Source organism: Streptomyces sp. NPDC002935 (assembly GCF_040611295.1).
Classification (GTDB): Bacteria; Actinomycetota; Actinomycetes; order Streptomycetales; family Streptomycetaceae; genus Streptomyces.
Window position 1 is genome coordinate 53,439 of the sequence record NZ_JBEXNW010000003.1, and the last position, 18,260, is coordinate 71,698.

Below are 18,260 nucleotides of genomic sequence, written 5' to 3' on the forward strand. Positions count from 1 at the left end.
CCTGCTGCTCTCCGGCCGGACCGCTTGGGCCGAACGTCCCTGACAAGGGTCGAACCGCCCCTACCCCCCGCCGTCCGGCGATGCGACGGTGACAGCCGACACCCTCAGCTGCGCCCATCCCCGCAGCCTGGCGAAAGGCCGCGATGCTTATGACCAGGCTGCAGCGCCGAGATCAGGAGACCAGCACGTGCTCGCACGGGGGCTCCGACGTCTCCGGAAGCCGAAGACGATGAGCGTCTTCACTCCGACGCAACCGCCCGCGCTCGCGCAGGGGGTGGTGTCGGCCGCGGCTCTGCCGGCGGCCGATGTGCTTCGCGCGCTCGACGTCGTCGACGGCGAAGGCCTGACCGGCGAGGAGGTTCTGCGACGCCAGGCACAGTACGGCTCCAACGCGGTGGCTACGCATCGTGCCCGTGTGTTTCCGGTCCTGTGGCATCAGCTCCGCTCACCGCTGCTCGGTCTGTTGGCGGCAGCAGCCGTCGCGTCCTTCCTGGTGGGAGAGCGCAGCGATGCGGTGGTCATCGGGCTCATCGTGACTGCGTCGGTGGGACTGGGCTTCGTCAACGAGTACCGGGCCGAAAAGGCGGCCGAGGCGCTGCATTCCCAGGTCCACCATCAGACCGTGGCACGGCGTGACGGCAGGGCCACGCCTGTCGATGTCACAGCGCTGGTCCCCGGCGACCTGGTGGAATTGCGTCTGGGCGACATCGTGCCGGCCGACCTGCGGCTGACCGCGGTCACCGGTCTGGAGTGCGACGAGTCTGTGCTGACCGGAGAGTCCCTTCCGGTGGACAAGAGCCTCGCCACGGTCACGGCCGGGACCCCCCTGGCAGAGCTGTCCGGGTGCGCACTGATGGGCACGGTCGTTCGTACCGGTGCCGCACGTGGGGTCGTGGTGGCCACCGGACCGCGGACCGAGTTCGGCAAGATCGCTGCCGGGCTCGACACCCACCCCCTGGACACCGAGTTCCAGGTCGGCCTGCGGCGCTTTTCCATGCTGCTGGTCTACGTCGCGGGCGCTCTGACGACCTCGATCTTCGTGATCAATGTAGTGCTGCACAAGCCGATCATCGACGCGCTGCTGTTCTCGCTCGCCATCGCGGTGGGGATCACCCCGCAGCTTCTGCCCGCAGTCGTGTCGACCAGTCTGGCCGCCGGTTCGCGGCGGATGAGTCGGCGCAAGGTGCTGGTCAAACGGCTGGTGTGCATCGAGGACTTGGGCGATGTCGATGTACTGTTCACCGACAAGACCGGCACGCTCACCACGGGCCGGATCGAGTACATGCGCGCCGTGCCGGCCGGCGGCCAACATGCCGCGGCAGTGGTGCGGTGGGGACTCCTCGGTACGGAGAACGAGGCGCGCGACGCGCAGGACGTCGGGGGAAACCCGCTGGACCAGGCCCTGTGGCGCTCCCCGGCCACCGCCGACGGGCGGGCCGGTCTGGACGGGTACGCGCAGGTCTCGGTGCTGCCTTTCGATCACGAACGACGCATGGTGTCCGTCCTGTTGAGGGACCGTGACGGCCGCTTGAGCTTGGTCACCAAGGGCGCTCCTGAGACGGTGCTGGACCGCTGTGTCGACGTCCCGCCCGCAGCCCGTGACGCGCTGGCGGTGGAGTTCTCCGCGGGCAACCGGGTGGTCGCTGTCGCCATCCGGCCCGTCGCCACCGGAACGCAGGCTGTGGGGCCTGAGGACGAGCGAGGGCTGACCCTTGCCGGCCTGCTGGTGTTCATCGATCCGCCCAAGCCGGATGCTGCCATGGCGCTGCGCAGGCTGTCCGGGCTGGGCATCGCGGTGAAGGTCGTCACCGGCGACAACGCCGCGGTCGCCGCGAAGGTCTGCCATGACCTGGGGCTCCCCGAATCGGGGGTGATGACGGGTAGCGAGGTCGACGCCCTGGACGACGCGCAACTGGCCGAAGCGATAGCCGGGACCACTGTCTTCGCTCGCGTGAGTCCCGAGGCCAAGGCACGCATTGTGCACGCGCAACGGCTCAGCCGCGGGGGCGTCGCGTTCCTGGGCGACGGGGTCAACGACGCCCTCGCACTGCACGCGGCCGACGTGGGCATCTCCGTCGATTCGGCCACCGACGTTGCCAAGGACGCGGCCGACGTCATCCTGCTGGAGAAGGACCTGAATGTTCTCGCCGACGGTGTGGGCGAGGGCCGCCGGATCTTCGCCAACACCATCAAGTACGTGCTGATGGGCACTTCGAGCAACTTCGGCAACATGGCATCCGCCGCGGGGGCCTCGCTCTTCCTGTCGTTCCTGCCGATGCTTCCTTCGCAGATCCTGCTGAACAACCTGCTCTACGACAGCAGTCAGCTGGCCATCCCGACGGACAACGTGGACGAGGAGCAGCTGCGGAAGCCCTCGCACTGGGACATCGCCTTCATCCGCCGATTCATGTTCTCCTTCGGCCCGCTCAGCTCCGTGTTCGACTTCATCACCTTCGGCGTCATGCTCTGGGTCTTCCACTCCGGGCCGGCCCAGTTCCGGACCGGATGGTTCGTCGAATCGCTGGCCACTCAGACTCTGGTGATCTTCGCCATCCGAACGCGCCGCATCCCGTTCTTCCGCAGCCACCCCAGCCTGCCGCTGACTCTTGCCGCGCTGAGCGTCGTCACGATCGGCGCGGTACTGCCGGCCACCCCAGTCGCCCACACACTGGGCTTCCAACCACTTCCCATGGCGTTCTTCGCCACCCTGGTCGGCATGGTCGTCGCCTATCTGGCCCTCATCGAAGTCGGCAAGCGGCTGTTCTACGGTGCCGAAGTCACCGTCTCGCCGGCTCCCAGGCACTACGCCGGCCGCCGGCACCTCCGGCGCCGCGCATCCCGCTTCAGTACGGCCGCAGATCTGCGGGCAGGCACACGGACATCACCACGGTCAGGTCCGACCGAGGTCGCTCCGAGGACGTGAAGCAGGCCGGCCCCGCCGCGCGGGCCCACTCACCCGCCGTCACGGCGAACTCTTGAACGCCCGTGTCCGAACCAGATCGGGGCTGATGCGGACGGCATGATCCATCCTCTGTGACACCCACGGACGCAACACGGTCCGATAGCGGGCCAGCTCCCGTGGTTCGGTGATCAGCCGCGCAAAGCCCGTGACGACGACGCTTCATCCGAGGTGGGTGTCGGGGTCGATGTCGTCGGCCTCGTACGCGACGACCGCCCCCTCACCTTCATTCTGACGGGTGTACCGGGTCAGGGTGGCGTCACCATGGGTGCGGATGACGATGTCGCCGTAGACCAGGACGTGGCTGACCGGACGGATCGCCGACAATTGCGCGCATGACCGAGCGCCCACGGGAGGCGGACCGACACCGCAGAGGACGGGTGCCGCTCACGTCACGCGTTCGCTGTCTTTCGGGCCACACGGTTCCCACAGGTGCCGATGGTCCCCATTGCGGGGCCGGACAGCCCTCGTACCTCCGGTGACCTATCGACGGTGCATGGTCTCCAGGGCGGCTGCCAGGACGTGGGGATCGTGATGGCCCTTGTAGACCTGCGGCGGATGCTTGTCCAGTTTCAGGAGCTGCGCCACGGCCGTCCAGGCGGTGCGTACGGAGTACTCAACGGTGAAGACGACGTCGTCGGGCACCTCGGCGAACTGCCCGATGAAGGCGAGGTTGACCGACCTTTTCGGGACGACTTGGGGACGGTCGTCGCGGCGACGGGCCAGGAACTGGCTGGTGATGTACGGCATCACACAGGGCACGACGGTGGAGGTCTCCCGGACCCGGGCCGCCGTCCGCTCGTCGAACGGAAGGTGGTGCAGGACCTCTTCGAGGATCTCGGCGCCTGTGCACATGGTCATCGGTTTGGGCGTGTGGTTGCCCGCGCGGCCGGGGAACAGGCCGTAGCCCCACCAGACCCCGACGTCCTCCGGCTGGTCGCGGTAGACGGGCTGGCGGTTGGCGACGATGGTGAGCAGCCAGTTGGATTCGGTGAAGGTCATCAGTCCGCCCTTGCCGGCCGGACGGCCGCTGAACTCTTCGAGCGCCGCCAGGAAGGCGGGGTCTTTGGCGGTGACCGTGAACGACTCCCAGCGGGACTCCTTGACGCTTTTGTCGAAGACGTCGGGGGTGCCGAAGTCGTCGCGGCCACGGGCCAGCCGGTGCCACAGCAACCAGGCGTCCGAGCGATGCGGAGCCGGCGGAGGCGCGGAGGTGTGCGAGCCGAGGCTGGAGGCATCGGTCATGGAACCGTTGGTGACGAGCACCAGGTCCTCGGGCGCGACGGTGATCTTCTCGTCGTAGCCGCCTCGGCTCAGGTGGATGGCCTCTACCGTGCCGCTTCCGATGCCCGGCGTGAAGCCGAGGTCGGTGACGTGGCAGCCGGTGTGCACGGTGACGCCGCGCTCATGGAGCCAGGCGGTCAGGGGCTGGACGATGGAGTCGTACTGGTTGTAGCGGGTCCGGTGGATTCCCGACATGGAGGCGAAGTCGGAGAACAGGTGGATGAAGCGTCTCAGGTAGCGGCGGAACTCGATCGCGCTGTGCCAGGGCTGGAAGGCGAATGTGGTGCACCACATGAACCAGAAGGTGGTGGTGAAGAAGTGTTCGCCGAAGCAGTCGGTGATCCGCTTGCCGTCCAAGTGCCCTTCGGGAGTGGCCAGACAGCGGACCAGTTCGAGCCGGTCACGTTCGGAGAATCCCATCGATGTCGTGTCGACGATGTTGCCGTCCCCGTCGACGAGCCGGACGATGTCGTCCCAGGCGAAGTCCTCATGTCCGGCCAGGATTTCCTCGGTCACGGAGACTGCGGGGTCGTCGAGGGTGGGGATGCCGGAGAGCAGGTCGTAGGTGCAGCGGAACTCGGCCTCGAACATGCGCCCGCCCCGCATGGTGTACCCGGCGTCCGGTGTGCCGCCCGCGTCCAGGCTGCCGCCGAGGGCCCGGTGTTCCTCGAAGAGGTGGATGTCGGAACCCTTGAAGCCGCCGTCTCGGATCAGGAACGTCGCCGCGGCCAGTGCCGCGATCCCGCTGCCCACCAGATATGCCTTCGCCATCACACAACTCCTCGTCCACGCCGGTCGATCGGGAACCGCGCCTCCCACGGTTTCCTGTCGCCAGGTCCTGTGTCTGTGGGCCGTTGGTCACCTCACAGGTCCGGACGGCCCTCGAAGCGGGTACCGGCAGCCTCTGCCCGGGAACGGGCCGCAGCGTGAGGCTGGTACCGGACGACAGACCGAGCTTTGGAGGTGCCGACATGCTTTCGCCCGTTGTCGTAGGAGTTGACGGATCCGCCGAGAGCCTGGCCGCCGCCGCATGGGCGGCCCGCGAGGCCGAGCGACGGAACCGATCCCTGCACCTGGTACACGCCTTGGACTGGCACCCCCGCCGGCAGGAGCGCGAGATCGCGGGCGCGGCCCAGCGACATCTGGCCCGGCGTTCGCTGCGCCAGGCGGAGGAACGCGTCCGCGCCGAGTTCCCCGACGTCCGCCTCACCGACGAGCAGACGGAAGGCCCCGCCACGGCCGCCCTGTTGAAGGCGGCGGACCAGGCCGACCTGATCGTCCTGGGCTCACGCGGACTGAGCGGCTTCACCGGATTCCTGGTGGGTTCCGTGGCACTCGGCGTGGTCGCGAAGGCGACGCGTCCCGTCGTCCTGGTCCGGGCGGCCGAGGAGGCGGCCGACGAGCACGTGCCGGCACCCGGCGGAGGGGCCTCGACGGACGCCGGCTACCGGGACGTCGTGCTCGCCGTGGACCTCGATGAGGCCTGTGACGACGTCATCGAGTTCGCCTTCGAGGCGGCCCGGCTACGGCACGCACGTCTGCGGGCCGTGCACGCCTGGCACGCCTCCAGCCCGATCGGCCTGGGACCCGGCGACATCGGAATGGTCGAGGAGCCGTGGCAGGGCGAGGAATGGCTGGGCTTCCTCAAGGCCGTGCTTCAGGTGTGGCGCGACAAGTACCCCGACGTGGAGGTCCTGGAGACGGTGGTGGACGACAAGCCTTCGACCGCGCTCGTGAGGGCCGCGACCGGAGCGAGTCTCCTCGTCGTCGGCCACCGCCTCGCCGAACGCCCGCTCGGCCCGCGCACCGGACCCGTCACCCATGCCGCGATCCACCACGTCGGCTGCCCCGTCGCCGTCGTGCCCCACTTCTAGAAGAGCTCCGGTTCGTGCAGCGGGCCCGTGCAGAAGGACCCGCGACAGCGCGGACGGAAGAAGGAGGTGACGGTCATGACGAGGCCTGTCGTGGTCGGTCTGGACGGTTCGAAGGAGAGCCTCGCCGCGGCCGACTGGGCGGCCAGGGAAGCCCTTCGCCGTGGACTGCCGCTCCGTCTGGTGCACGCGTGGGAGGGCCTGCCCGACGACGGCACCGACGCGGACCTGCCCGAGATCCGGGCTCCGCAGTACCTCGCGCGGCGGGTGCTGCGCGGGGCCCTCGACGTACTGAACGAGCGCTACCCGGGGCTGTACATCGCGGCCGAGCAGGTGCGCAGGCAGCCAGGCCCCGCGCTCCTCGCCGAGGCGGAGAACGCGGAGCTGCTGGTCATCGGAAGCCAGGGGACGGGCAGTGTCGGCGGGTTCATGTCGGGTTCGGTCGCCATGGCCACCGTGGCTCACGTCGACCGGCCCGTCGTCCTCGTCAGGGCGGGTGAGACGGCGACGGACGAACACCTCCCCGACGGTTCGGGAAAGGCGTCGGCCGATACCCCCTACCGTGACGTAATGGTTGCCGTCGACATCGGCGCGCCCTGTGACGACGTCCTCGATCTCGCGTTCCGCGCGGCCGAACTCCGCAGGGCGCCGCTGCGCGTCACGTACGCATGGCACGTGCCGCTCACCAGGGGCGTCCCGGGCGTCGCGGAGCGTACGCGGATCCGGGAGGAGGCGGAGCGCTCACTCCAGGGGCTGCTCGCACCCTGGCGCGCGAAGTACCCCGGCGTGTTCGTCCGCGAGAATCTCCACGAGGGCCGCGCCGCCCACGTCCTCGTACGCGCGGCAGGCGGGGCCGGGCTGCTGGTGCTGGGCCGTCGGCGGCGGCGTACCGCGGTCGGCTCCCACACCGGCCCGGTGGCCCACGCGTTGCTCCATCACGTGGCCCGGCCGGTCGTGTTGGTCCCGCACGACTGACGGTTGCGCTGCGCGGTCGCCGCCCGCCCGTGCCGACGGGCACGTATCCCGGCCGGGCCCGGCGCCGGGTGAGGGGCCGGTCCGGATGCTGCTCACCGGGAGCGCAAGGCGGCCTCCAAGACCTCGCGGACGGTCTTCGCGGGGTGACCGGTGATGGCTTCCAGCGTGGGGTTGGTGGCGTTGAACTCGCCGTTGCACGATGCGGCGAACATCGTCAAGGAGAACTCCGCGGCCGGCCGTGGCATCCCGCCGGCGACTGCTGCGGATGTCCACTCGTTGTCGTCCATGACGACTCGGGTGATGGTCCGGCCGGTGATGCGGCTGAGGATTTCGGCAACGTCGGCGAAGTCCAGCGTGTGCGGGGCTGTCAGCGGCGGCGTGATCCCTTCGAGTGCACCGTCTTCGGTCAGGGCGGAGGCCGCGGCTTCTGCCAGGTCCTCGTGGGCCGTCCAGGACACCGGGCCGTCCTGCGGCACCGCGAGCGTGCCGGTCTTGAGCGCCGCGCCGATGTAGTAGCCCAAGGTGGAGGCATAGAACCCGTTCCGAAGGGCGGTGTAGGGGACTCCTTGCTGCTTGAGGTGCTCCTCGGTGGCCGCGTGGACCTTCTGCGGCGGGAAGAGCGACGTGGGAGAGGCGGCCTGGTGGCTGGTGTACAGGACGCGTTGGGCGCCCGCCTCCCGTGCCGCGTCGATGGCGGCCCTGTTGGCGGTCAACGCGCCGCTGCCTCGAATGGCCGCGGAGACGACCAGGACGCGCTCGGCACCTTCGAAGGCGTGCTTCAGACTGGCGGGTTCGGTGAAGTCTCCCGCTCGGACTCGGACGCCGCGCTCGGCGAACTGGGCGGCCTTGCTCACGTCGCGCACACTGACGCCGATCCTGTCGGCCGGTACCCGCTCCAGCAGGCGGTTGACGATCAACGAACCGAGGTGGCCGGTGGCTCCCGTGACGATCAGCATCGGTGGCTCCAGTCTGATGACGTTTCCAATGGAACGAAAATAACGTTACCACTGATACTTCCGTTGGATACAACCATCAGAGGTCATCCGAAGAGCAGTCGCATCTGCCAGCTTCCTTGGACAGTTCGCCAGCGAAGGATTGGCGATATCATCGATAACATCGCCTTTCACACATGGGCGATACCATCGTCCCCATGGCACCGAACGCGCAGCGGCGAGACATCACCCGGGACCGCATCGTGAAGATTGCGGCCGGCCTGCTGCGCGACCAAGGGCCGGCCGCCGTGACCACGCGCCGCGTGGCCCACGAGGCCGGGCTGCAGCCTCCTGCTCTCTACCGCTTGTTCCAGGACAAGGACGAGCTGCTGGATGCCGCCGCGGAGCGTGTCTTCGCCGAACATGTGGCGAGCAAGCAGACCACCGCGCCCTCGGACGACCCCGTAGAAGACCTCCGCGCCGGATGGAACACGCAGATCAGCTTCGGCCTGGCCAACCCGTACGTCTACGGCCTGTTGCTCGACCCGGCCCGCGCACGCGACACCCCGGCACAGGTCAAGGGCGTGCTGATCCTCTCCGAGCGTGTGCACAGAATCGCCGCCGCCGGGCGGCTTCGGGTGAGCGAGGAACGCGCGGTCAACCTCATCCGCTCGGCGGGGATCGGAGCCGTCCACACCCTGTTGACCCTGCCACCAGAGCAGAGCGACCCGCACCTGGCCGACGCCGCCTTCGACGCGGTCGCTCGCGCCATCCTCACAGATGAGCCCGCTGTCCCCACCCAGGATCCGACGGCCGTCGTCGCGGCCTTCCGCACTCTCATGCCCGAACTGCCCACTCTCAGCAAAGCTGAGGCCGCGCTTCTCGACGAGTGGCTGCAACGCTGATCCAACACCGCGCTACGGCCCTGGCCACGGTGGCAAGGTTTCGACCACCGCTAAACCGACGTGTCCCGGTCCGTCAGGATCTGCCGTCCGTCAGCTCCCGGGCATCGAGCGACAGCCGTAGGCTGATGCGGCGGTGCATGGAGACGAGTTCGCCCTGCAGGGGCGAGGGTGGTACCGCCAGCACAGGGCAGGCGGCGTGGGCGACGCACTACCGGGTGACCGACGGAAACAGAACGCGCATTCCGCCCCGAGATCCTGCGCCGATCACCAGGAGGTCGTCGGCCCGGTCGGCGGTCTCGACCAGTGCACGCCCCGCCGTACCCCGTACGACCAGGCCCTGGAACGGAACCCCGGGTCCTGCGTCGCCGAAGGCTGTGTCGAGAGCGGTGAGCAATCGTTCGCCCGCATCCCGCCGGAGGTCGGCCACCGGTGACGGGAACATCGAACTCCGGTGGGCGAGTTCACCACCTGGCGGTTCCCAGGCCAGCACGGCCAGCAACTCGGCATCGGTTCGACGGGCCTCGTTCGCCGCCCGGTGCAAGGCCGCCAGGCTCCCCAGCGAACCGCTCACTCCGACCACCGCGCGCCGTCGCCCGCCATCACCCATCGTCGCTCACCCCTTGGCGTACACACTCACGGACATTCGTGTCCCATCGAAGTGTCAGACGAGGTCGGCGGACTGCTCTTTTGGCGCACGCCTGACATCAGTGGTCCGGTTCATGACGCGTCTCTGACGCCGCTCACAGCCAGTCGTTGCGGCGGAAGGCAGATCACGACGCGGATGACGACGATGCCGCCGATCACCACGCGACACATCCGAGGTCGAGCGACGGCAGTTGCCTCGCCGGGGGCGTTCCGCGTCGGCCTCGCAGCCCGCGCCGCCGTCCTGCACCGGGCCGAGCTCGGCCTCTGGCGTCCCGCCTCCGACCGCGTCACGAGCATCCTGGCGGCAGACGGCGGCTGACGGCGCGTGAGGGACGCTCGGGACCCGGTGGCCGACCGCGAGTCTCATCGAAGTGGTCTCCGAGGTGAGTCGCTCCACCTCGGAGACCCTTCAGGCAGTACCCCGGAGTTCCGGCGGGGACTAGACCGCCACGCTCAGCGACAGGGCGAAGCGGCCCTCCGTGTCCGTCCACCAGTGCGTCAGGCCGAAGCCGGCCGTGGCCAGTTCACCCCGGACGCCGTCCTCGCGGAACTTCGCCGAGATCTCGGTCCGCAGCTCCTCGCCCTCCGCGAAGTGGACGGCCAGGTCGAGGGCCGGGATCTTCACCGTCTGCGCGGTAAGCGATCGCAGCCGCATTTCGATCCACTCGTGCTCGGCGTCCCAGAGCGCGACATGCTCGAACGTGTCGAGGTCGAAGTCGGCGCCGAGTTCGCGGTCGACGACGCTGAGCACGTTCTTGTTGAACGCCGCCGTCACCCCGGCCGCGTCGTCGTAGGCCGTGACGAGGACCGACTCGTCCTTGACCAGGTCGGTGCCGAGCAACAGGGTGTCGCCGGGCGACAGCAGCGACCGTACGGACGCCAGGAAGGTCGCGCGCTCGGCGGGCAGCAGATTGCCGATGGTGCCGCCGAGGAACGCCACGAGCCGTGGCCCGGGGGTGCCCGGGAGCGCGAGACCGCCGGTGAAGTCGGCGATCAGCGCGTGCACGTTCAGGCCCGGCCGCTCGGCGATCAGCGCGTGCCCGGCCTGGGTGAGCGCGCTCTCGCTGACGTCCACCGGCACATAGGTGTGCAGGTCCGGCAGCGCGTCCAGCAGATGGCGGGTCTTCTCCGACGAGCCGGAACCGAGTTCGACGAGGGTGCGCGCACCGCTCGCCGCGGCGATCTCACCGGCCCGCGCGAGCAGGATCTCGCGTTCGGCGCGCGTCGGGTAGTACTCCGGGAGTTCGGTGATCTTCTCGAAGAGCTCGCTGCCGTGGGCGTCGTAGAACCACTTCGGCGGCAGCGTCTTGGGCAGGTGTCCGAGGCCGTGCAGGACGTCGGCGCGCAGGGCCGCGTCCGTGGCGTCCTCGGGAAGGGTGCGGGTCAGCAGGAACGGACTCACGTACGGGGCTCCTTGCGATGTGCGGATGCCATGTCGTCGCTCATGTCCTTGAGCGGGGTGAGCAGGACCTCGGTGCGGTTCGCGCTGAGGAGGGTGCGGTCGGGGACCTCCCGCCAGCGCGGGTCGTCGTCGTACGGCTCGGAGGCCACGACGGTGCGACGGCCCGGTTCGAGGAGGTACCAGAGGGTGTCGCCCCAGGCGGTCGCGGTGATCGTCTCGCCGTTGGTGAGCAACAGGTTGAGCCGGGACCCGGGAGCCGCCTCGGCGACCTCCAGGACCGTGTCGGCCAGAGCCTGGCCCTCCTCGTCACCGGCGCGCAGCCGGTGCAGGACCAGCGCCCATACGAACGCCGAGTCGCACCGGGCCTCCAGCGACAGCAACTCGGCCGCGGGCAGGCCCGATACGAGAGGTGCGAGTGCGTCCGGCCATCCGGCGACCGCGCCGTTGTGGCTGAACAGCCAGGGGCCCGCGGCGAACGGCGCCGCCGCGGCCTCGCCGTCCGCGCCCGCCACGGTCGCGTCCCGCACCGCGGCGAGCAGCGCCCTCGTCCCGACCACCCGGGCCAGGTCCGCGAACGACTGGTCGCCCCAGATGGGCCCGGTGCGGCGGTACCGGGCCGGAACCGGGTCTCCCTCGGCGTACCAACCCACCCCGAAGCCGTCGGCGTTGACCGTCCCGTGCCGCTGCCGCCGGGGCGCCCACGACTGCCGGAACAGGCTGTGCTCCGGCGTCACCAGGAGCGCGCCGAGCCTCTCCTCGTCTCCCAGGAACGCCAGCTGACGGCACATCAGGAGTCCCCGTCGCGGGCCGTGCGGAACCCGGAGAAGATCTGCCGCCGGATCGGGTAGTCCCAGTTGCGGAACGTGCCCCGGCAGGCCACCTGGTCCACCGCGAACGAACCGCCGCGCAGCACCTTGTACTCCGGACCGAAGAAGACCTCCGAGTACTCCCGGTAGGGGAAGGCGACGAAGCCGGGGTAGGGCTCCAGATCGCTCGACGTCCACTCCCACACGTCGCCGATCAACTGCCGTACGCCGAGCGGCGACGCGCCCGCCGGATAGCTTCCCGCCGGCGCCGGGCGCAGATGGCGCTGGCCCAGGTTGGCGTGGACGGGGGAGGGATCCTCGTCGCCCCACGGATAGCGCGTGGAACGGCCGGACGCCGGGTCGTGGCGGGCCGCCTTCTCCCACTCGGCCTCGGTGGGCAGCCGCCGCCCCGCCCAGCGGGCGTACGCGTCGGCCTCGTACCAGCACACGTGCAGGACCGGCTCGTCCGGCGGTACGACCTCGGTGACCCCGAAGCGGCGCCGCAGCCACTGCCCGCCCTCGCGCCGCCAGAACAGCGGCGCCTCGATGCCGTGCGTCCGGATGTGGTCCCAGCCCTCGGGGGTCCACCAGCGTGCCTCGCCGTAGCCGCCTTCCTCGATGAAGGCCTGGTAGGCGGCGTTCGTGACGGGAGTGGTGTCGATGAAGAACGACGGGACCGTACGCCGGTGCGCGGGGCGCTCGTTGTCGAGCGCCCACGGCTCGGTGGAGGTACCCATCACGAACGGGCCGCCGGGCACGAGGACTTCGGCGGGTCCGGTGAACGCCGGCGCGGGCGCGGGGTCCGGCGCCGTGAGGGCGGCCGGCCCCCGGCGGAGCTGATGGGTGATCAGCATGGTCTCGTCGTGCTGCTGTTCGTGCTGCGCGATCATGCCGAAGGCGAACCCCGCCTCGGTCAGCCGGGTGCCCTGGAACGCGGTGCTCTCCAGGACGTCCAGCGCCCGGCCACGCACCTCGGCCGCGTACGTACGGGCCTCGGCCGGCGGCAGCAGCGGCAGGGACGGCCGCTCGGAGCGCGGGTGCTCGAACGCGTCGTACAGTCGGTCGATCTCGGGCCGCATCGCCTCACGCCCCGCGACCATGCGGAGCAGCCACAGCTCCTCCTGGTTGCCGATGTGCGCGAGGTCCCACACCAGCGGGGACATCAACGGCGAGTGCTGCGCGGTCAGATCGGGGTCCTCCACACACGAGGTGAGGAGGGCGGTGCGGTCGCGGGCGGTGGTGAGCGCGTCCAGCGCGCGCTGCCTGAGCGACTCCGGATCCGTGAGCGGATCGGGGGCGGTCGTGCCGGTCATGTGCTCATGTCCTTCCCATCGAACCGACCCTGCGGGCGGCCGTCGGAGCGGCGCCCGGATCGACCGTCGTGCTGCGAACGGACCACGCCGACCAGGTCGTCGGCGGGGCAGCGGCCCCGGGCCACGTAGCGGTCGGTGAACTCGGCCACCGCGTCGAGAACCCCGGAACTCGCACCGAGCCGGGGGAGTGCCTCGTACGCCGCCGCGAAGCAGATCGCGGCGGCCTCGCGCAGCTCCGGATCGGTGAGGCCGAACCGTGCGGCGTCCTGCCACAGCGGGTTGCGCGGCGCCCGAGCGGGGCCCGCCCGCTCGGCGAGAGGCTTGACGGTCCGGTAGGCGATCTCGGCCGCGTCCGGGTCGTCGAAGAGCGCCGCCGTCACCGCGAGCGGCACGATCCAGCCGTTCTCACCCGGCTGCGCGTCGATCATGCGGAGTTCCAGATGACCGCGCGGCCGCACCGGCGGGAACAGCGTCGTCAGGTGGTAGTCGAGGTCCTCCCGGTCCGGCGGCTCGTCGGACCGGGTCCAGTCCCGGAAACTGAGGCCTTCCGGGACGCTCCAGGGGGCCTGTGGCCCTCGTACGCACATCACCGGGGCGTCCAGCACGTGCCGGGCCCAGGTGGTTCTGGGATCGCCGCCCAGAGCCGGTGCGTCGGTGCGCCCGGGGTCCATCGACGCCCACAGCGACTGCCGTGTGGAACGCCAGCCGGTGCGCCGTCCCCGTGCCATCGGGGAGTGGGCGAACGCGGCCACGAGGACCGCGCCGAGCTGGTGGGCCAGCCACCAGCGGCGTCCGTGCCCGAGCGGGCCCGGCTCCTCGTACCCGGCGTCCAGGCACACCTGGACCGAGGCGGAGGTGCACATCATGGCGCGGCCCTCGGGTCCCGCGCGGTCGAGGCAGCGCTCCATGGCGTCGTACCTGGGCTCATGGAGATAGCGGCTCGGGGGGTTCCAGGGGTCCTGGCCGTAACCACTGAGGCCGAGACCCGCTTCGCGCAAGCTGGCGCGTACGGCGTCGAGGTCGGCCGAGACGGACCCCACGCACTCCATCAGGGAGGTGGCGGGAGCGGAGCTGAGCTCCAGCTGTCCACCGGGTTCGACCGTGAGCGCCGAACGCAGGGGCAGGGTCCGCAGTGCGGCATAAGCCGCTTCGAGTCGTTCTGGTGGTACGGGGAGCCGCGGCCTGCGCAGCTCGTGGACGAGCCATTCAACTTCGACACCGAGGAAGCGGGGCGGACCGGTCTTGAAGCAGATGCCGCGGACCAGCGCCTCCACCTCGGCCTCGGTGACGGCGGAGCGTCGGCGCTCCGTACAGTCACTCACCGAATCGGACATGTCGGGATCCTCCTGAGATTCCACCATGCCGCCGGCCCGGGGTCTGGTGGGTCGGACCGGCAATCACTCGTCCCACCCAAGACCCTTTCGGCGGTTCGCACAAGGGTGCAGATCGTCGCTTTCGGGACCGGGAAACACTGTTCGCGGGGCCGCGAAACTCTGTTGCGCCGCATGACCAGCATCGCTCACGATGCGTTCATGGGCACGACGGGGGAACGCACGCAGGCCGCGCCCGTGGCGCGTACGGGGGTCGCGCCATGAGCGCGCGCCTGCGTGCGATCGCCCGGGAGACCGAGGAGATCGTGGCGGCGGGCGGGTATCGCGGCCCTTCCGGGGGCGCCGTGTCCATCGCCGCGGCGGTCGAGACCGCCCGCGCCGGGACGAGGCTGCACGGACCGGAACCGGTGGACACACCGTCCGTGACCCCGGTCCGCACGGCGTTCGAGGTCACCGGCGAGAGCAGCCTGGAGGCGGCCCACCGGCTCACCACCCTGGGCGGGGACCCGGTCGCCGTGCTGAACTTCTCCTCGGCGCGCAATCCCGGCGGCGGCTATCTGAACGGCGCCCAGGCCCAGGAGGAGGCCCTGTGCCGGGCCTCCGCGCTGTACACCTGCCTGCTGGAGGCCCGGGGGTTCTACGACCATCACCGAGCCCACCGTGACGCGTTCTACACGGACCGTGTCATCCACTCACCCAGCGTGCCCGTCTTCCGCGACGACCGCGGCAGGCTCCTCGACGAGCCGTTTCCGGCGGGATTCCTGACCTCGGCGGCTCCCAACGCGGGAGTCGTCCTGCGTACCGCTCCGGAGCGCGCGGCCGAGCTGCCGGGCGCGCTCGCGCTCCGCGCCGAGCGTGTCCTGGAGACGGCCGCGCTCCACGGCTACCGTCGCCTGGTCCTCGGGGCGTGGGGCTGCGGGGTGTTCCAGAACGACCCGGCGCAGGTGGCGCGGGCCTTCCGCGGGCTGTTGCTCGACGGTCGCTTCGAGGGGTCCTTCGACCACGTGGTGTTCGGGATCCTGGACCGTACCCCGGGCCGGACCACACACCGAGCATTCGAGCAGGTGTTCGCAATCGAGCTCGGGGGAGCGTGACGCGCCCGGCTCCCAATGCCCGGCTCCCAGCGGCCGCCTCCCGGAGCCACGCCCACGGGGCTGGCCGCGGGGAGCGTGACGCATCCGCCCTCCGGCGCCCTCCCCCGGGCACCACCCACCGGGCCGTTCCCGGAGTGCACACCGGCGCTCACCGCGTGGTGGTCAGCGCCACCCGTACCGCTCCCGCAGTCGGTGCACCACGGAGTTGAACCGCATCCGGTCCAGCGCGCACGCCTCCCGGCGCATCCCCTCCTCGTGGAGGCGGAGCACGCGGTCCACGTCCACCCAGGAGTCCCGCCCGGTCCGGTCCCACGGGCCGCTGCCGATCGCGACCCACTCGCGGTCGCCGTCGTGCCGCTTGCTGGAGAGCTGAACGGCGAGCAGCGTGCCCGCGGGCTCCCGGGCCACGACCAGCACCGGGCGGTCCTTGCCCCGGCCGTCGTTCTCCTCGAAGGGCACCCACGTCCAGACGATCTCGCCGGGATCGGGGTCGCCGTCGTGGGCGGGGGAGTACTCGGTCTTCACCGGGCCGACCTTGCGGGGCTCGGCCTCGGAGGTCGCGGTGGGGCCGTAGCGGCCGGGGACGTCTTCTTCGGTAAAGGCAGTCACGCGGGCCACGGTAGAGCCCCGGTGCGACGCCGTGCCGGGCGGGTCCGCGTCCGTACGACATCAGGGCTGCGAGCCGCGACCCAACTCCCCTGCGGGCGCCTGCCGCACGGCGTCGGGCGTACCGGAGCTGTGGCCCAACTCCCGTACGCCCGAGCCTCACTGCATCGATCTTCCGGTGCCGGTGCGCCTCAGCGCGTCATCGTCACCCCCCGTCCTTCTCCACGGGCACCTTCTCGGTGAGCGGCGGTACGAACCCGTTGACCCCGTTGGCCGGGTTCTTGGCCGAGGTCCCCTCCGGGTTCATCGTCGAGAGCAACTGGCGTGCCAGGCCCAGGCCGGTGCCGCCCATGGTGAGCGCCTTGGCGAACAGGTCCGACATGCCGTCGGCCCCGTTGAGCAGCACCATGTGATCCACGTTGCCGAACGCGCTCGCGCCCGCCTGGACGATCTCCGGCCAGTTCTCGGCGAGTTGCTGGGCGACCACCGCCTCCTGGTTCTCGGCGAGCGCGGCGGCCCGGGCCTTGATGGTCTCCGCCTCCGCGAGGCCCTGTGCGCGGGTCGCCTCGGCGGCGGCGAGACCCTTGGCCTGGGCCGCTGCCGCCTCGGCCTCACCGGTGGCCCTGGTCGCCATCGCTGCGGCCGCACCCCGGGCCTTCGTGGCCTCGGCCTCCGCGTTGGCGGCCGTCTTGACCCGGCTCGCCTCGGCCGCGGCGGCCAGCTCGGTCTCCTTGGCCTTGGCCTGCGCCGCCGAGATGCGCGCGTCACGCTCGGCCTCGGCACGGGCCCGCGTCTCGTACGCCTGGGCGTCCGCCGGCTTGCGGACGTCCGCCTGGAGCTGCTGCTCGCGGCGGAGGGCGTCGAGTTCGGCGATCCGGGTCTCCTGCACGACGACGTCCTGCCGGGCCGCGGCGTCCGCGAGCGGTCCGGCCTGCCGGGCCTTCGCCGCCGCCTTGTCGCGCTCGGCCTGGTAGCCGGCCTGGAGGATCTCGCTGTCCCGGGTCGCCTCCGACATCCGGGCCGCGGCCTTCTGCTCGGCCTCGGTGGCGAGACGATTCGCCTCCGCCTGCGCGATGCGCGCGTCCCGCTGGACGGCGGCGGCGTGCGGCATCGCGAGGTTCTTGATGTACCCGGTCGGGTCCTCGATCTCATGGATCTGCAGCGAGTCGACGATCAGACCGAGCTTCTCCATCTCCGTACCGCACGCGGCCCGGGTCTGGCCGGTCAGCTTCTCCCGGTCGCGGATCATGTCCTCGACCGTCAACCCGCCGACGATCGACCGCAGATGACCGGCGAACACGTTGTGCACCCGCTCCGCCATCATCTTCTGCTGGTCGAGGAAGCGGCGGCCCGCGTTGGCGATCGACACGAAGTCGTCGCCCACCTTGAAGATGACCACGCCCCGCACCTTCAGCGGAATGCCCTGAGTGGTCACGCAGTCCACGTGCAGCTCGGTCTCGTTGAGGTCGAGCGAGATCTTCCGCACCGCCTGCACACCCGGCATCACCAGCGTGCCGCGCCCCGTCACGATGCGGAAACCCATGCCCTCTTCAAGGCCCTCGGTCCGATGCTTCGAACCCGAGATGATCAGTGCTTCGTTGGGCTCCGCGACGCGCCACATGAGCTTGAAGACCACAACGATGAAGATCAGTGCGAGGACAACCGCCCCCGCCACGACGCCGATGACCATCGGCATACGCCCCCTTTGCATGGTGCCCTGTCGGCACCGAACGAACGGGAGTGTGCTCCTTGCCGACACCGGGGTACAGAGGCTGGCGAATCCTTGTTGCGTTCTTGACGCATACGGCTCTCACCTGGGACGAGGGCAGCTCAACTGTCGTATGGACGGCGAGAGTTCGCCGCCGTTCCGCGGCTGCGCGGGCGCGGCGTCGTCAGGCGTCGTACGCGGCCGAGACGTACACCGTGCGCGGCGCCAGGTACTCCACGACCATCACCACCGTGCCCCGCTCGATGCGGTCCTGTGCGACGGCCGGATACGCGAGGAAGTGCTCGGCGCCCCCGCGCACCCGGACGATCACCTCGCCGACGAGCCCGGGTCCGACCGTGCCGGTGACCCGCCCCATCAAACCGACCATCGCCGCATCGTCCATGGTCACAGCGTAAGGCTGGAACTCGC

At 70.4% G+C, this 18,260-nt stretch carries 14 protein-coding genes and 2 pseudogenes; 5 read left to right on the forward strand and 11 right to left on the reverse strand.

The window, feature by feature from the left end:
• The first annotated feature begins 229 nt into the window (after positions 1-229).
• Positions 230-2,923, forward strand: a complete 2,694-nt coding sequence (mgtA, locus tag ABZX90_RS04320; protein WP_355201376.1) for a magnesium-translocating P-type ATPase — start codon at positions 230-232, stop codon at positions 2,921-2,923.
• A 39-nt stretch (positions 2,924-2,962) separates the two neighbouring features.
• On the opposite strand, the pseudogene ABZX90_RS04325 reads toward mgtA, so the two are convergent.
• Positions 2,963-3,277, reverse strand: a pseudogene (locus ABZX90_RS04325) (pyridoxamine 5'-phosphate oxidase family protein); the annotation flags it as partial.
• 165 nt (positions 3,278-3,442) lie between these two features.
• A complete protein-coding gene (locus tag ABZX90_RS04330; RefSeq protein WP_355201378.1) occupies positions 3,443-5,014 on the reverse strand; it encodes an oleate hydratase in 1,572 nt (523 codons plus the stop codon).
• A gap of 200 nt (positions 5,015-5,214) precedes the next feature.
• Between ABZX90_RS04330 and ABZX90_RS04335 the strand changes: the two genes are divergently transcribed.
• The gene (locus ABZX90_RS04335) at positions 5,215-6,117 is read left to right on the forward strand and encodes a universal stress protein (RefSeq protein WP_355201380.1); all 903 of its coding nucleotides are present in this window, start codon (positions 5,215-5,217) and stop codon (positions 6,115-6,117) included.
• A gap of 75 nt (positions 6,118-6,192) precedes the next feature.
• A complete protein-coding gene (locus ABZX90_RS04340) occupies positions 6,193-7,089 on the forward strand; it encodes a universal stress protein (protein WP_355201382.1) in 897 nt (298 codons plus the stop codon).
• A 92-nt stretch (positions 7,090-7,181) separates the two neighbouring features.
• Here ABZX90_RS04340 and ABZX90_RS04345 read toward each other — a convergent pair whose 3' ends face one another.
• Positions 7,182-8,045, reverse strand: coding sequence for an SDR family oxidoreductase (locus ABZX90_RS04345; protein ID WP_351120169.1), 864 nt, complete (start codon positions 8,043-8,045; stop codon positions 7,182-7,184).
• A 194-nt stretch (positions 8,046-8,239) separates the two neighbouring features.
• Between ABZX90_RS04345 and ABZX90_RS04350 the strand changes: the two genes are divergently transcribed.
• A complete protein-coding gene (locus tag ABZX90_RS04350; protein ID WP_351120171.1) occupies positions 8,240-8,926 on the forward strand; it encodes a TetR/AcrR family transcriptional regulator in 687 nt (228 codons plus the stop codon).
• Between the two features lie 73 nt (positions 8,927-8,999).
• Here ABZX90_RS04350 and ABZX90_RS04355 read toward each other — a convergent pair.
• The 5 genes and pseudogenes from ABZX90_RS04355 to egtA form a co-directional block, all read right to left on the reverse strand.
• Positions 9,000-9,533 (reverse strand): annotated as a pseudogene (locus tag ABZX90_RS04355) (universal stress protein).
• 477 nt (positions 9,534-10,010) lie between these two features.
• Positions 10,011-10,973: an L-histidine N(alpha)-methyltransferase gene (egtD, locus tag ABZX90_RS04360; protein ID WP_351120175.1), complete on the reverse strand. Its 963-nt coding sequence runs from the start codon at positions 10,971-10,973 to the stop codon at positions 10,011-10,013.
• Positions 10,970-11,761, reverse strand: coding sequence for an ergothioneine biosynthesis protein EgtC (egtC, locus tag ABZX90_RS04365; RefSeq protein ID WP_355201385.1), 792 nt, complete (start codon positions 11,759-11,761; stop codon positions 10,970-10,972). Before egtC ends, egtD begins: the two co-directional genes overlap by 4 nt.
• Entirely contained in the window at positions 11,761-13,092 is a 1,332-nt protein-coding gene (egtB, locus tag ABZX90_RS04370) for an ergothioneine biosynthesis protein EgtB (protein ID WP_351120179.1), read from the reverse strand. The genes egtC and egtB overlap by 1 nt, the downstream gene beginning before the upstream one ends.
• Positions 13,089-14,426 carry an ergothioneine biosynthesis glutamate--cysteine ligase EgtA gene (gene egtA, locus ABZX90_RS04375; RefSeq protein WP_351120181.1) on the reverse strand — a complete coding sequence of 446 codons (1,338 nt, stop codon included), beginning with the start codon at positions 14,424-14,426 and terminating at the stop codon, positions 13,089-13,091. The genes egtB and egtA overlap by 4 nt, the downstream gene beginning before the upstream one ends.
• A 257-nt stretch (positions 14,427-14,683) precedes the next feature.
• On the opposite strand from egtA, the gene ABZX90_RS04380 reads away from it, so the two are divergent.
• Positions 14,684-15,517 (forward strand): TIGR02452 family protein, encoded by an 834-nt coding sequence (locus tag ABZX90_RS04380; protein ID WP_355201388.1) that lies wholly within the window; start codon positions 14,684-14,686, stop codon positions 15,515-15,517.
• A gap of 162 nt (positions 15,518-15,679) precedes the next feature.
• Here the strand turns inward: ABZX90_RS04380 and ABZX90_RS04385 are convergent, their stop codons facing one another.
• From ABZX90_RS04385 to ABZX90_RS04395, 3 genes are all read right to left on the reverse strand, one after another.
• A complete protein-coding gene (locus tag ABZX90_RS04385) occupies positions 15,680-16,126 on the reverse strand; it encodes a type II toxin-antitoxin system PemK/MazF family toxin (RefSeq protein WP_355201390.1) in 447 nt (148 codons plus the stop codon).
• Between the two features lie 202 nt (positions 16,127-16,328).
• A complete protein-coding gene (locus tag ABZX90_RS04390) occupies positions 16,329-17,819 on the reverse strand; it encodes an SPFH domain-containing protein (RefSeq protein WP_355201392.1) in 1,491 nt (496 codons plus the stop codon).
• Between the two features lie 196 nt (positions 17,820-18,015).
• Complete coding sequence (locus ABZX90_RS04395; protein ID WP_351120189.1) at positions 18,016-18,240, reverse strand: hypothetical protein; 225 nt, start codon at positions 18,238-18,240, stop codon at positions 18,016-18,018.
• Positions 18,241-18,260 lie beyond the last annotated feature (20 nt).